Annotated in this window: 15 protein-coding genes; 9 read left to right on the top strand and 6 right to left on the bottom strand. The window is 61.6% G+C overall.

Annotated elements, in window-relative coordinates:
• Positions 1-117: 117 nt before the first annotated feature.
• The 9 genes from AOT87_RS27155 (at position 118) to AOT87_RS27120 (ending at position 7,793) form a co-directional block, all read left to right on the top strand.
• Positions 118-393: a hypothetical protein gene (locus AOT87_RS27155; RefSeq protein ID WP_131727336.1), complete on the top strand. Its 276-nt coding sequence runs from the start codon at positions 118-120 to the stop codon at positions 391-393.
• Between the two features lie 17 nt (positions 394-410).
• Positions 411-1,853: a hypothetical protein gene (locus AOT87_RS27150; RefSeq protein WP_131727337.1), complete on the top strand. Its 1,443-nt coding sequence runs from the start codon at positions 411-413 to the stop codon at positions 1,851-1,853.
• 18 nt (positions 1,854-1,871) lie between these two features.
• On the top strand, positions 1,872-3,263 hold the full coding sequence (locus tag AOT87_RS27145; protein ID WP_131727338.1) for a hypothetical protein: 1,392 nt from the start codon (positions 1,872-1,874) through the stop codon (positions 3,261-3,263).
• A gap of 13 nt (positions 3,264-3,276) precedes the next feature.
• Complete coding sequence (locus AOT87_RS27140) at positions 3,277-4,053, top strand: DUF3298 domain-containing protein (protein ID WP_057969832.1); 777 nt, start codon at positions 3,277-3,279, stop codon at positions 4,051-4,053.
• Positions 4,054-4,160: 107 nt separating this feature from the next.
• Complete coding sequence (locus tag AOT87_RS27135; protein WP_131727339.1) at positions 4,161-5,042, top strand: lipoprotein LpqH; 882 nt, start codon at positions 4,161-4,163, stop codon at positions 5,040-5,042.
• A 77-nt stretch (positions 5,043-5,119) separates the two neighbouring features.
• Positions 5,120-5,428, top strand: a complete 309-nt coding sequence (locus tag AOT87_RS27130) for a hypothetical protein (RefSeq protein WP_057969834.1) — start codon at positions 5,120-5,122, stop codon at positions 5,426-5,428.
• A gap of 161 nt (positions 5,429-5,589) precedes the next feature.
• Entirely contained in the window at positions 5,590-5,988 is a 399-nt protein-coding gene (locus tag AOT87_RS27125; protein WP_057969835.1) for a hypothetical protein, read from the top strand.
• The gene (locus tag AOT87_RS28175; RefSeq protein ID WP_057970272.1) at positions 5,985-6,575 is read left to right on the top strand and encodes a DUF3558 family protein; all 591 of its coding nucleotides are present in this window, start codon (positions 5,985-5,987) and stop codon (positions 6,573-6,575) included. The genes AOT87_RS27125 and AOT87_RS28175 overlap by 4 nt, the downstream gene beginning before the upstream one ends.
• An 18-nt stretch (positions 6,576-6,593) precedes the next feature.
• On the top strand, positions 6,594-7,793 hold the full coding sequence (locus AOT87_RS27120; protein ID WP_057969836.1) for a hypothetical protein: 1,200 nt from the start codon (positions 6,594-6,596) through the stop codon (positions 7,791-7,793).
• A gap of 48 nt (positions 7,794-7,841) precedes the next feature.
• On the opposite strand, the gene AOT87_RS28925 is transcribed toward AOT87_RS27120, so the two are convergent.
• The 6 genes from AOT87_RS28925 to recF all read right to left on the bottom strand — a co-directional run bounded on the left by AOT87_RS28925 (position 7,842) and on the right by recF (position 13,956).
• Complete coding sequence (locus AOT87_RS28925; RefSeq protein ID WP_057969837.1) at positions 7,842-8,186, bottom strand: hypothetical protein; 345 nt, start codon at positions 8,184-8,186, stop codon at positions 7,842-7,844.
• A 253-nt stretch (positions 8,187-8,439) separates the two neighbouring features.
• Positions 8,440-8,679, bottom strand: coding sequence for a hypothetical protein (locus AOT87_RS27110; protein WP_057969838.1), 240 nt, complete (start codon positions 8,677-8,679; stop codon positions 8,440-8,442).
• Positions 8,679-9,890 carry a hypothetical protein gene (locus tag AOT87_RS27105; RefSeq protein ID WP_057969839.1) on the bottom strand — a complete coding sequence of 404 codons (1,212 nt, stop codon included), beginning with the start codon at positions 9,888-9,890 and terminating at the stop codon, positions 8,679-8,681. Before AOT87_RS27105 ends, AOT87_RS27110 begins: the two co-directional genes overlap by 1 nt.
• A gap of 132 nt (positions 9,891-10,022) precedes the next feature.
• Positions 10,023-12,050, bottom strand: coding sequence for a DNA topoisomerase (ATP-hydrolyzing) subunit B (gene gyrB, locus AOT87_RS27100; protein ID WP_030097703.1), 2,028 nt, complete (start codon positions 12,048-12,050; stop codon positions 10,023-10,025).
• Between the two features lie 213 nt (positions 12,051-12,263).
• The gene (locus AOT87_RS27095; RefSeq protein WP_030097702.1) at positions 12,264-12,815 is read right to left on the bottom strand and encodes a DUF721 family protein; all 552 of its coding nucleotides are present in this window, start codon (positions 12,813-12,815) and stop codon (positions 12,264-12,266) included.
• Positions 12,808-13,956, bottom strand: a complete 1,149-nt coding sequence (recF, locus tag AOT87_RS27090; protein ID WP_057968882.1) for a DNA replication/repair protein RecF — start codon at positions 13,954-13,956, stop codon at positions 12,808-12,810. The genes AOT87_RS27095 and recF overlap by 8 nt, the downstream gene beginning before the upstream one ends.
• Positions 13,957-13,966: the final 10 nt, after the last annotated feature.

Raw genomic sequence — 13,966 nt, 5'->3', positions numbered from 1 at the left:
TGAGTGGTGCCGTTCTCCACACGCCCAAATTCGATGGAACCGAATCTGGCATACCGCCGTCTCAAGTACTTAGAGGCGGAATCTGGACACTTCTAGGGCGTGAAGGGACTTGGGCAGATGGGCTACGCGGACCGGCTGTACGCCTTGCAACTGGAGTTTGGGCGCTCCTCTGAGGCTCGAAAACTGAAAACCGCCCAGCGCTTCCAGGAAATCCGCGCCGAGCAGACCCGCCAGGCACGGGAACGCGCCGCCTGGGAAGCAGGAAACGCGCCCTCGCCCGCGCAGGAGCCCCCCATTGCGACCAAAGATGCGTCCGCGAAGCGGCCTGCCACAGCCGGCTGGGACGACGAGGACAGTTTCTGGGAATTTCGTGGAAACCGGCTGAAGTACTAGGGCTGAGGGGGTTTGTGGTGGTGGTTTATGACACGGGTCGGCAGGTGCTCGATGACGGTGCCAAGATCCGCGATTTTTGCGGGTACTGGGAGATTTTGAAGACTCACCAGGGCGAGTTGAGTCAGGCCGACGTCGACTTGTCGGGGCTGCCGATGGACCGCAGTGCCGCCGATTTTGAGGCCGCCTACTACAAAGAAGCCGACATCAACTTGAAGGTGATCCGCGAATCCGGAGACCACCTGCAAGACGCGGTCACCGGCGGCACCGAACAAGTCGGGCTGATCGGGGAGACCGAACGCCTCTCGCAGTACGTCAAAGGCCATGCCGCCGATGCGGCGTGGGAGAAATACAAAACCAACACCGAACAACTACAAGCCAACCTTCAAAAACTCAAGGACGCCCAAGAAGCCGTCAAAGGCGTCGACGACAACCTGTACTTCGGCCTGAACAAAAAACAAGACGAATACACCGCCGCGATCACCCTGATGATCGAAGGCACAATCCAGAACAACCCCACAGATTTCGCCAACCGGCTCACCACCGGCGCCGCCGCCATCAGCGCCAACAACACCGGAGTCGAAGGCTCAGACAAACACCTGTACGCCTGGCACGGCAGCCCCGGCGTCAATTGGCCTGCCCGACAAGTCAAAGACGACCTACGCACCAGCGTCATCGGAGCATTCGCCACCGCCATCGCCGCCTTCAACGACGCCAACACCAGCATGGACCAATTCGTCACCGACAACTACACCATCCTGCGCCAAGCACTCAACATCGGCGAAAACGGTCCGGCCGTAGGGAATCCGCTCACCCCCGAGGAACAGGATCAGGTGGGCCAATGGTCGCAGTATTCACTCGAGGCCGGTGGCGGCGACTGCTCCCGGTGGGCATTGGCGAGCGCTCTGGCCAACAAGTACGGAACGCGAGAAGGCCCCAACGGCAAGGAGATCAACCTTCCCGCCGACGTGCAGAACAAGCTGATGGACGGTATGCCCCTGCACTTCCCACCGAATCGGGCGGAGATCGACCAGATCACCCGATGGCAAGGTGTCCAGATCTACGATCCCGGTGCCGAACGAGACGGCTTCCCCGGAGGGCCCGGTCTCATGACCCAGCAGCTGCAAAGCCTGGGAATCGACTCCGCCGTCAATAACGCCACAAGCAGCTCGCCGGAAGCGGTCACGGAACTGACCAACCAGATGACGGCTGATCTGCAGGCCGGCCGCCAAGTGATCGTCAACGGCTCGGTGTCGCCGGGCGGTGGACACTTCCTATCGATCTCGCGTGTGACGTTCGATGACAACGGCCAACCGCAGTACTGGGTCAACGACTCCAACCGCACCTCTGCCGGGACCCGGAACGGCGGAACGCTGCCGTACCCGTGTGACCGCGCGACCCTCGAGAGATTCCTCCGCAACAGAACCGCGGCCCCGCCCGGGTACAGCACGGTTCCGTTCTAGGTTCGGGGGTTTGTGGTGGTGGTTTATGACACGGGTCGGCAGGTGCTCGATGACGGTGCCAAGATCCGCGATTTTTGCGGGTACTGGGAGATTTTGAAGACTCACCAGGGCGAGTTGAGTCAGGCCGACGTCGACTTGTCGGGGCTGCCGATGGACCGCAGTGCCGCCGATTTTGAGGCCGCCTACTACAAAGAAGCCGACATCAACTTGAAGGTGATCCGCGAATCCGGAGACCACCTGCAAGACGCGGTCACCGGCGGCACCGAACAAGTCGGGCTGATCGGGGAGACCGAACGCCTCTCGCAGTACGTCAAAGGCCATGCCGCCGATGCGGCGTGGGAGAAATACAAAACCAACACCGAACAACTACAAGCCAACCTTCAAAAACTCAAGGACGCCCAAGAAGCCGTCAAAGGCGTCGACGACAACCTGTACTTCGGCCTGAACAAAAAACAAGACGAATACACCGCCGCGATCACCCTGATGATCGAAGGCACAATCCAGAACAACCCCACAGATTTCGCCAACCGGCTCACCACCGGCGCCGCCGCCATCAGCGCCAACAACACCGGAGTCGAAGGCTCAGACAAACACCTGTACGCCTGGCACGGCAGCCCCGGCGTCAATTGGCCTGCCCGACAAGTCAAAGACGACCTACGCACCAGCGTCATCGGAGCATTCGCCACCGCCATCGCCGCCTTCAACGACGCCAACACCAGCATGGACCAATTCGTCACCGACAACTACACCATCCTGCGCCAAGCACTCAACATCGGCGAAAACGGTCCGCAGGACAGCTCTTTCCACAAGGTGACGATGGACCAGCTGCAGGCCATCTTCAATCAGGGCGCCTTCGCAAGCCTGCCCCCGGAACAGCAACAACGAATTCTCGACCAACTCAACGCCATGATGGAGCACGCCGGGATAGATACCCCGCAGCGGCAGGCCGCGTTCCTTGCCACCTGTGCAATCGAATCCGGTGAGCTGACCATGTGGTACGAGGGCGCCTATCCGGGCGGGCCCGACGCCGACTGGTTCAACGCGCACTACGGCCCGCAAACTTCGAAGGGACAAGAACTCGGAAACACAGAACCGGGCGACGGTGCCCGGTTTATGGGGCGGGGCCCGATCCAGGTCACCGGCAGAAGCAACTACCAGCGATTCACCGAGTGGTACAACCAGAGCTACAGCCCAAATCCGCCAATGGATTTCACCCAAACGCCCGAACTGCTCCAACAGCCCGAGTACGGATTCGCGGCCGCGGAGTGGTACTGGACCGCACACGGGATCAATGCCGCTGCCGATAGCGGTGGAATCGATGCGGTGACCGATATCGTCAACTACTACGACGGCAACCGGGATAAGAAGCGTGATGTCTATCAGAGAGCACTGTCGGCGCTCGGCGGATGACGGAAGGAACACCATGGCGACGATGACCGTCCGGAAACTACGCCCGCTCGCAGCACTTCTTCTGGCGCTGGCAGCCTGCTCCACCGCCAGCCCAGTGCAAAGCCCCGCAACCGCTGCGCCGCCGACAGACCTGTGCACGGACGTGGGTGGCACGTGGGACGGCTCCAAGGAAAGCTGCGCGCTTACGGGCACGAACGCAAAGAACACCACGGCGAAAGTTCAAGCCACCTATCCCATTAACCTGCTGGAAGACCCAGTCGCCGGGCCGGTGCTTCGCCAATTCCTCACCGGCTTCTTCAACAAATTCGGCCACCCGAATGACAACCTCACGCAAAACAGCGAAGCGAGCCTGGGCTACAAGACCTACAAGTCTCCGCACACCGTGTCCGTCGTCTTCACAGAAGATTGGTTCGTCACCGGAACGCCGCACCCCAACGATGCGGTGGTCACCTTCACTTTCGACCAGACGAACAAAAGGCAACTCGAGCTCGCGGACCTGTTCTGCCCGGGTGTCGATCCGCTGACCGCGCTCCCGCCGCTCGTGCGCCCTTACGTGGAGCAGGCGGCCGCCCTGGACAAGACCCCCCAATTCAGTATCGGCGAGTTCGAACCCCGGCCCGATCACGGCGGCTACAGCGGCGACTACAAGGCCTGGTACCTCGACGGCGACGACCTCGTGCTCGTCATGCCCGCCGAACGTATGGGGCCGGTTCACTCCGCAGCGTGGCAGCCCCGTATTCCGCTATCCGCACTGCAGTCCATCCGGCGCGGGGGTGCCTGCGCCGCATGATCCGTCGGCGGCCACGCAAGCGAAAAACTCTGATAGCCAGATCAATTGAGGGGGCCCTGATGTTACGGATCTCGGGACTGAGCGCTAGCCCGGCCACGAAAAGGACCTTGGGAATCCTCCTGGCATTGCTCGTCGGGCTGCCCGCTACCGCGTGCGATCCGAAGCCGCCGGCCGATACGCCCACCGCGACATCGGCGGTGGTGCCGGTCTCGACCACTACGGCACCCCTGCCTCCCAATTTCCCTCGCGGCCCGGCCACCATCGAAGCCACCCTCGACGGACATCCGCTGACGTTCAGCGACCCGGTCTGTCTCGGCTTTACCGAAGAGACCACAATCGGCTTTAGCACTGCACCACAAGCGAGTTCACTGAGCTTGCGGCTGGACACCGGGACATCCACCGTGAACGAGATCAGCATCGGTGCGCCGGACGGTGGCATGTACCTGTGGAAAACGTGGTCCCATCTGCCATCACCTCCCACCGTGGTGGTGCAGGGCTCGACCTACAACGTTTCCGGTGTGGTGTTCCTAAATCTCGACCCGGGTGAGCCTAAGCCGATTCCGTTTACCGTCACGGCAACATGCCCCGCCTACCCCCATCCACAGCAGCCGTCGGCACCACCCCTGCCTCCCACGCCCGACCCCAAGGGACCGCGCGTGAACGCCACAGTGGACGGCCGAGTCCTGGTCGACGGCACCGATGCCGCCTCTTGCATCCGAGAACCGAACGGCTCGTTGAAGATTGCGGTCAAGCCGGGCTTAGGCAAACTCGGTAACACCCTCACCTTCGAGGTGAAAGATGATGCCGTACTTCACGGCTACGTGGGCGGCGCCCTGTTCAACTACACCACCCGCGTTCCCGCCGATGCCTCGGTGGCCAAAGAAGGCAACATCCTTCACGTCAAGGCCAACCTGTATCGGATCTACCAGAACAAGTCGTACGACGAGCCCCACCCCGTCGAGCTCACCGCCACCTGCCCGGGGCTGTAATCCATCCAAAACTCATGGAACCGATTCACGCGGACCTGCGTCCGAATAGGTAGTTGAAACTAAGAAGGGTCGTTCTTATGACGTACATCGACTCTGACGGTGTCGAGAGTTTGGCGGGCGTATGGGGACGTGCCGCCGAGGGTCTGCGAGCCCAGGGGGACAAGGTGAGGTCCTGCGAGCTGCGCGCCGAGACCTTTGGCTCTCACTATGCCGACCAGATGGCCGACATCGGACCCGCCGTCGAGCGGCTGGCCGGACTGATAACCGGTGACGGGGCCCGTTGCGATGACTATCGCGACAAGCTTCGGCTGACCAGCACTGCATTCATCGCGACCGACGACCGGACCGCCTCCGGGCTCGGTGGCGACCCCTCACGTCAGGGCTAAAGCTTCGCCTAGCAATAGGCTCCTGGTCTGGCGTTTTCTTCCCAGGTACCCGGCGAGGTACACCCCTCCCGGACTCCGCCGAAGAAAGTTCAGGAAAGATGGAACCGAACCTGGGGTAGGGGCGTCGTATCCATTTGAGAGCAGGTTTCTGGAGGCGGAGCATGACGGATAAGAAATACGACTTCGATCTGGGCGGGATGGACCCAAACGCGCAGCGGAGTGCGGCCAACGATGCGGGCAAGGTGCTGCACATGGAGGAGAAGGCTGGCCAAACCGTGGCCAAGGAACTACTCCCTGCTTTGGATTTGATCACCGAGGCACTAGCGATCACTGAGAAGCTTGGCAACGTCGAGGGCTTCGGAGCGCTCCCGACCGGCGAAGACGCCATGAACCACTATCGAAAACAGTCCCCCGAGATGAGGACCCGCCTGGCTGATCTCCAGAAAGACTGCCAAGACAAGATTGACCACGTGCTGGCGATGGAACTTCTGTACAACAACATGGAGGCCTATAACGCCGGCCGCATCTTCGATCACAAGATGACGATCGAGTACAAATGACACGCGCTCACCGACTCGCATTGCTGTCGGCTGTCTCCCTGACGGTCGCGGGCTGTGGCGGCCCCGTGTCCGGAGATGCGGTCACGGCCAGCGGAACATCTTCGAGCGCCGCGGCTTCATCGACGACAGTGACCAACACCCTTCCTGGTCCCCACCCGCCTCCCAACCACAACAGCGATGGGACTACCTTCGACCCCTGCCTTGCCTATAGTGCGGCGGAGTTGACCAAATGGGGGCTCGATCCTTCCACCGTCCAGGACGTCAGTGATCAACTTCAACGCGGCTGCAGCTGGAAGGGCGACGGGTGGCGCCTACAACAGTTGGTGATCAACCGTTCGATCTCCGAATATCTAGATACCAACAACTACCCCGACGCCCAGCCGGTCACTATCGCTGGGCTACAGGGTTCGACGCATCGCCTAGGTCAAACCGATAACAGTTTCTGCTCAGCACAGCTTCCATCCGAACGATCAGTCGTTGCCTCCCTGGTTGCGGTCGATAGTCCTAAAGCTAAGAGGGCAATCCCCGATCCTTGCGTGAAGGCCATCGAGATCGCAACGGACACTGCGGGAAAGCTTCCGAAATGACGCGAAAGGGGCGTACGTATGTCCGGTGACGGATGGGACGGCATGTCGCATGCCGAAATCGTGGCAAAGCTCAGTCAGCTGGTACCCGATAACGCCTGGGGTTTAGCTCAATCGTGGAGCGATATCTACAGCAAGGTGTCTGACGCGGCAGAGCACTATTCGAAGGCATCTGAAACCATGCAACGAGTCTGGACCGGCGACGGGCCAGAAGCAGCTAAACAATCGTTCGACGACAAGTACAAGGAGCTACAGGCTCCTGATGGAATTCCCACCAAGGCCGGGAAGCTGCAAAATGCCCTGTCGCAAGACAGCGCCTGCCTATCTAACGCGGGCCGTGTGCCACAGATGTACCCCGTACCGCCCGACAACACCGATAAGGACGCCAAGCAAAAGCTTCTAGAAGCCGTTCGGGCCGAGGCGCAGCGCCTCTATACCGAACCGCTCAGTGTCGATAGGCCCGAGGTTGATGAGGCCAAGCAAGGTTCTCCGATGGGCTCGATGCCTCAGGGATCCGGCGGGGGCGGCGGTGGCGGCGGCGGCAACTCGGGTGGTGGGTCTGGTAGCAATCTGCAGTCCCCGGGCGGCGGCACCGACGGCCTGGCCAATAAGGACACCAAGCCCCAGCTCGCCAACGGCGAGGGGCAGGGCGGACAAGGGCAGGGCGCCGGTTCAGGTTCCGGCAGCGGCTCAGGCGGTGGGCAAGGCGCTGGCTCGGGTTCTGGTGCTGGCGGAAGCTCACCGTTTGGATCTGGAACCGGTACGGGCACAGGTGGTTCCGGCCTCCCGCTAGGAGCGACAACCGCCGCCGGTTACGGCTCCTCAGGTTCTGCCGGCGGGACAGGCCTCGCCTCGGGAACTGCTGGCGGCGCCAGCGCATTGCGCGCCGGCGGCGGACTTCCCGGCGGAGCCACCAGCGGGGCCGGCACCAACCCGGCCGCCGTTGGCGCTGCCGGAGTGCGCGGCGGCGCGATGGGTCCCATGGGCATGATGGGAGGCGCGGGCGCCCACGGTAAGGGCGGTCACGACGAGGACGACGACCACGAAACCCCGGCTATCCTGATCAACCTTGACAACACCTACGAGTTCATGGGCGATCTACCCAAGGCATCACCAGCTGTCATCGGCGACTGGAGCGAGCAGGAGAAGGCCGACAAGCAAGCGCAGGAACGTGAGAAGCAGCGCTACAAAAAGCTCGGCTGGGACGTCAAATACGAGTGAGCTGGAACGAATTTGAGTGACTTGCTTTGTCACCCAAAGTCGTTAGCGCTACTTGGCCCAACCCAACTTCTTGTTGGCCTCGGCGATCACGGGCGCTGAGAAGTCACACCATGTCTGGCCGGCGGGCAAGGCGGCAGCAGTGACGGCTGCCTCGCCCGGCTCGAATTCAAACTGGGCTATGTTGTCCTCTGGCCCTAAGAGCCCGACACCGCACTCGCTCGGTTCATCCTTCATGACGTAGATATCAGCGCCCTCGGACTTCAGAATTCTGAGGTGAATTGCCCGGAAATTAGCGGCGCCCGTCGAATTCTTGAAGAGCTTCACATTAAGCACGTCCTGCCCACCCGCATCCTCGTAGTCGCATTGCTGGATACCGGTACCGTCTTCATCCATCGCACGCGCCTTAATCGGTGTAACACCCTGTGGGGCCAAACGTTCCGGCGCGACGAGGCTGCAAGGCTCCGTGGTAGGGGTAAACGGCTGGTATCCCGAGTCTTTGGTCTCGGATGACTGTGTGGTCGTGGCAGCCGCTGAACTAGACGGCGTCGAAGAAGGCGTGCGAGTGACCTCGGTCTTCTGTGATCCGCACCCGGCGCTGAGAAGCCCGACTACGGCGACCGAAACCAACAATGCTCTTTTGCTCATATCACTTCCGCTTGTTCGTACCGAACGGATCTTTGAAGGCATAGAAGTCGTCCTCCTCCAAATCTGTTGGAGTAGGAGGCTTTTGCGGTTCGGGAGCAGCCTGTCTGCGCTCGGTAAAACTCGGCTCAATCGGCGTATCGATGTACCGTTCACCGGCCAGTCGAACAGCCTCCATCTCCGCAACACCATCGGTGACTTTACGCACCAGTTCCTGTAGCGCCGGGTCGAGTGGAATCTCCATCACTTGCCATCCTCCCATGGCGACCCCCCCGTGCCGCCGGAATAGCCGTCGCCGGGTGCGGCCTGGTAACTCGGCGCTGCCAACACCGCCGCGGGCAGATCCTTGACCAGTTGCTTCGCAGCATCACTCTCGACACCAGCCTTGCCCAGCGCGTTATCCACCGCCTTGTTCAACGCGTCCTGTCCCTTGGCTTTCAGATACTCGGCCGGGTCCTCGAAGAACTCGATAACAGACTTCACCAGGTCAACCGCCTTCTGGACCTGGTCGACTAGCTTTTGGGCTTCCTGAAAAACCTCGTAGAGGATGGCGGCCAAACGCTCCACCTGCCAAGCGGTTCCGGCGATCGGAATCTTCTTCGCTAGAACCTTCAGGGCGTCCTTCCAGTTGTCGATCTGGACTTCCTGCTTCAGCTTTTCGACCACCATGTCAACGATGGTTTTGATCAACTTCTTGATCTGCTCCACCAGCACGTCCAGGCAGTCCTTGATGACCTTCGTCAGAGGGGCCTCGGCCTCGAGTGCCTTGCTTAGCTTCTTCGCGTATTCATCAAAGGCCTGGGCCGCTTTACCATCCCAATGCGACTTGGACTGGTTGGTCATCGATTCAAGTGATTTGCCCGCACCCTCCATGCCCTTGCCGGCCTTCTCATACACGTTGCCTATGCGGGTCAACTCGGCCCAGTTGCCAACGAGCTTTTCGAACGTGTCGTTGATCGGGCTCCATCCTGAGACCTTCTGGATTGCCTCGTCGGCATCAGCAACCCATGCCGCCTTCTCCCGCACAATCGACACCACATCGGCCACCTCGTGCTCGGGCGCCGTCAGGTCGGGAGTGTCGCCTGTCGCGAGGTGTGGAGCCGTCGTCGTCGCATCGCCATCACGCCTCGAATCATGTCCAGGCAGCGGCGATGCGGCGGCCCGGATCCTGGCCCCGGATTTGTTTTCTTGTTCTTTGTAGGTGTTAGCCAGCGAGATCAATTCATTGCCGGTCATGTACATCGCGACCTGTCGCTTGTCGTACCGCTGCGATGTCTTGGTTTTCGTTGCCTCGAACGGCCCCTTCAGCTGGGACATGAGGCCTTCCCAGCCGTCCTTTGGGCCAGCCTCTGCGTCGACTAAACCCTGAACCTTGCCCAGGTACCCGGCTAGATCCTCGACGCCGCCACCAAAACCCGCGAGCTTTGCGATGTCGACACTGAACTTCTCACCCATCTAGACAATCCCTCCCGGCTGCTTTTCGTACTCGTACGTACGACGGCAGAACATCGGGATCGGTTCCATCGGAGCCAAAAGATTCAAGATCAAATTGAATCCGCAACTACCTCGCCGGTTGGGCGAGCACCACTACACGTCGAGGAAGCGCACGTCCCTGGCGTTTCGGGTGATGAAGCTGCGGCGCGCCTCGACGTCCTCGCCCATCAGAATCGAGAACAGCTCGTCGGCCGCGGCCGCATCGTCGAGTGTCACCTGACGCAGCACACGCACGGACGGGTCCATGGTGGTCTCCCACAGTTCCTTGGCATCCATCTCACCAAGACCCTTGTAGCGCTGGATGCCGTCGTCCTTGTTGATCTTCTTGCCGGCCTTGAGCCCGGCCTCCATCAACCCGTCACGCTCACGGTCGGAGTACGCGAACTCCGGCTGGCTGCGCTGCCACTTGAGCTTGTACAGCGGCGGCTGCGCCAGGAAGATGTGGCCGTGCTCCACCAGCGGGCGCATGAAACGGAACAACAACGTCAGCAGCAACGTCGAAATGTGTTGGCCGTCAACGTCGGCGTCGGCCATCAACACGATCTTGTGATACCGCAGCTTGGCAATATCGAACTCGTCGTGGATACCCGTGCCCAACGCGGTGATGATCGCCTGGACTTCGGTGTTCTTCAAAACTCGGTCGATACGGGCCTTTTCAACGTTGATGATCTTGCCGCGCAGCGGCAGGATGGCCTGGAACATCGAGTCGCGGCCGCTCTTGGCCGAACCACCGGCCGAGTCACCCTCCACCACATACAGTTCCGACTTCGACGGATCGGTGGAGCGGCAGTCGGCCAGCTTGCCGGGCAGCCCACCGATGTCGGTGGCGCTCTTGCGGCGGACCAGCTCACGCGCCTTGCGCGCCGCGATCCGCGCCTGTGCCGACGAAACCGCCTTATTCACAACGGTTTTTGCGTCGGCAGGATTCGAGTCGAACCAGTGCTGCAGCTGCTCGTTGCACACCTTCTGCACAAAGGACTTGACCTCGGTGTTACCCAGCTTGGTCTTGGTCTGACCCTCGAACTGAGGCTCACCGACCTTTACCGAGATGACCGCTGCCAATCCCTCACGGATGTCATCACCGGTGAGGTTGGTGTCCTTCTCCTTGAGAAGTTTCTTCTCCTTGGCGTACTTGTTGACCACCGTCGTGAGCGCAGCGCGGAATCCCTCTTCGTGCGTGCCACCCTCGTGGGTGTTGATGGTGTTGGCGAAGGTGTGCACCGACTCGGAGTAGCCCGCATTCCACTGCATCGCGATCTCGACCTCGTGGCCTTCACCTTTTCCGGAGAAGTCGACGATGGTGGTGTGGATGGCCGATTTGGTGCGGTTGATGTGCTTGACGAAGTCGACCAGGCCATCGGGGTAGTGGAAGACGCGGTTCTTAACCTTATGCGGCGCAGCCGATTCCGCGGCCTGCTCCTCGGCGCTCTTAGGCGCCTCGGCGGTGTCGCTGACCACCTCGTCGGTCACGTCGGCGTTACTCACACGCTCGTCGGTGAGCTTGATGGTCAGACCCTTGTTGAGGAAGGCCTGCTCCTGGAGGCGCCTGGCGACCGTCTCAAAGTCGTAGGTAGTGGTCTCGAAGATCTCCGGATCCGCCCAGAATCGGACCGTGGTGCCCGTCTTCTTGGTGGCCGCGCCCTGCTGCAATGTGCCCGGCACTGAGGCCGTGTAGACCTGCTGCCACTCGTGGCCATCGCGCAGAATCTCCAGCTCGACCTTGGTCGAGAGCGCGTTCACCACCGAGATACCCACACCGTGCAGACCGCCCGACACCGCGTAGGAATCCGAGTCGAACTTGCCGCCGGCGTGCAGCTGGGTCATGACGACGTCAACGGTGGGTATGCCGGAGGCATGCATGGCCACCGGGATACCGCGACCATCGTCCTTGACCTGGATGCCGCCGTCCTCAAGCATCGTCACCTCGACGGTGGTGGCGTAGCCGGCCATCGCCTCATCAACGGAGTTGTCGACAACTTCCCAGATCAGATGGTGCAGACCGCGTTCACCGGTGGACCCGATGTACATGCCGGGGCGTTTCCGGACCGCTTCGAGCCCCTCTAGGATGGTGATCGAGTCGGCACTGTATTCGCTCTTGGCACTCTTCTTCGGCGCAGCCACGATCGACTTTGTCTCCTGTCTGGAAGTAACGACTCTCGCGGGCCACAGACCCAGCGAACCGTGTTACCAACATCCTACTGGTCTGTACCGGCGGCACCTAGCTTCAGGGCATGTTTCATCCCCTCTATTTACGCCGTCCGTCGCATATCTCGGATCAGGCCGTGTCAGGACGCTCTAGACGCCGGTTCTACGGCACGACGCGGCGATGAGCCCTCAACCATAGGTATCGCGCGGGCCGCGTCCGGCGATATGTCGGGGACCCTTACGCCAGGAGGGCGCGGTCGGCCCGGAGATCTTCAGACTCGTCACCACCCCGTCTCCCACCGCCGCGGCGATCTTCGCTAGCAGCTGCGCCTGCACCAGCCGCAGCTGCGTCGCCCAGGCTGTGGACTCCGCCGAGACTGTCAGTACTCCCTCGTTCAGGGCGGTCGGGGTCGCATGTGCGGCAATCTGCTCGCCGACGACGGCCTCCCACCGACCGAACACCGCGCCTTCGGAGACTCGCGGGGACCAGCCCCGGCGATTGGCCAGATCTCCTGCCGCCCTTCCCAGCAGCTGCGGATCGCGCGCATCCGGGCCCGGACCTGACCAGGTCCGGCGCCCTCCTGCGACCCGTCGACGCTGCTGCGGTGATCTGCCGCCTCTGCCGATGTCTTTACCTTGCTGTTTGGCTGCGCCACGTGCCTCTTCGAGCACCCGCCGCACCAAATCCATCCCTGCAACCCCGGCCAGATGCTCCGGCGGCCAGGCCTCTTCCTCACTCATGCGCCACCGACTTTCGTCCCGAAGGATCTTCCTGTACGTCGACGGTAACCGTGCGCGCCGACAATTCCTCGGGAACGTCGTCGGGGACCGCCGCCGTCACGAGTACCTGCTCCGCGTCGGCCGCGACAGTGGCCAGCGACCTCCGCCTGGCGCCATCGAGTTCTGCGAACACATCGTCGAGCATCAGCAGGGGGTCGGTGCCGTCGGAACGGAGCAGGTCAAAGGCGGCAAGCCGCAGGGCCAAGGCGAAAGACCACGATTCCCCGTGACTGGCGAAGCCTTTCGCAGGCCCATCACCGAGCCGCAGCTCCAGGTCGTCTCGGTGTGGACCCACCAGGCAGACTCCGCGTTCAATCTCTGCCGACCTCTTGGCGGCCAGCCCGGCGTGCAGTGCCTCCGCAAGGCGTTCCACCGAAAGTTCTCCGTCGACACCCTCGACGCTACTGCGGTACGCGATATCGGCCAGCCGCGATGCGGGCGCCAGCAGCTGGTACGACTTTTCCACCAGTGGCCGCAACTCACCCACCAATTCGATACGCGCAGAAAGTAATTCGGCGCCGTATGCAACCAGGTGCCCGTTCCACACATCGAGGGTATCCAGCACACTCTGATCATTCCGCTGTCTCAACGCCGCACCTGCGGTCTTGAGCAGCGCGGTGCGCTGCCGGAGCACCTTGTCGTAGTCCGCACGCACACCAGCCATCCGGGGACGGCGCTGAATCAGCAGATCGTCGAGAAACCGGCGTCGATCAGACGGGTCGCCGCGCACCAAGGACAGGTCCTCGGGTGCAAACAGCACGGCATGCAGAATTCCAACGATCTCCCGTGGGCTGCGCACTGGGGAGCGGTTTATCCGTGCCTTGTTCGCCCGCCCGGCCGCGATCTCCAGATCGATCGCCAGTTCCCGGCCGTCATTGACGACGATGGTCGACACCACCGCCCTTTCGGCACCGTTGCGTACCAGGGGAGCGTCGGTGGCGACTCGGTGCGAACCCAGGGTTGACGAATACCAAAGGGCCTCAACAAGATTGGTCTTGCCGTAGCCGTTGGGGCCGACGAACACGGTGCGCCCGGGTTCGAGCTCCAGGTCAACTCTTTCCCACGACCGGAAGTCTCGCAGTCCCAGCTGTCGTACGTACACGTCGGTCCGC

This window comes from Mycobacteroides sp. H003 (assembly GCF_001440135.1).
Classification (GTDB): domain Bacteria; phylum Actinomycetota; class Actinomycetes; order Mycobacteriales; family Mycobacteriaceae; genus Mycobacterium; species Mycobacterium gwanakae.
This window is presented reverse-complemented; position numbering and strand designations above follow the sequence as displayed.

Coding starts and splice junctions, on each gene's coding strand:
- AOT87_RS27155 (WP_131727336.1), top strand. CDS start 118: ATGGGCTACGCGGACCGGCTGTACGCCTTGCAACTGGAGTTTGGGCGC.
- AOT87_RS27140 (WP_057969832.1), top strand. CDS start 3,277: ATGGCGACGATGACCGTCCGGAAACTACGCCCGCTCGCAGCACTTCTT.
- AOT87_RS27130 (WP_057969834.1), top strand. CDS start 5,120: ATGACGTACATCGACTCTGACGGTGTCGAGAGTTTGGCGGGCGTATGG.
- AOT87_RS27125 (WP_057969835.1), top strand. CDS start 5,590: ATGACGGATAAGAAATACGACTTCGATCTGGGCGGGATGGACCCAAAC.
- AOT87_RS28175 (WP_057970272.1), top strand. CDS start 5,985: ATGACACGCGCTCACCGACTCGCATTGCTGTCGGCTGTCTCCCTGACG.
- AOT87_RS27120 (WP_057969836.1), top strand. CDS start 6,594: ATGTCCGGTGACGGATGGGACGGCATGTCGCATGCCGAAATCGTGGCA.
- AOT87_RS28925 (WP_057969837.1), bottom strand. CDS start 8,186: ATGGATGAAGACGGTACCGGTATCCAGCAATGCGACTACGAGGATGCG.
- AOT87_RS27110 (WP_057969838.1), bottom strand. CDS start 8,679: ATGGAGATTCCACTCGACCCGGCGCTACAGGAACTGGTGCGTAAAGTC.
- AOT87_RS27105 (WP_057969839.1), bottom strand. CDS start 9,890: ATGGGTGAGAAGTTCAGTGTCGACATCGCAAAGCTCGCGGGTTTTGGT.
- AOT87_RS27095 (WP_030097702.1), bottom strand. CDS start 12,815: ATGAGTGAGGAAGAGGCCTGGCCGCCGGAGCATCTGGCCGGGGTTGCA.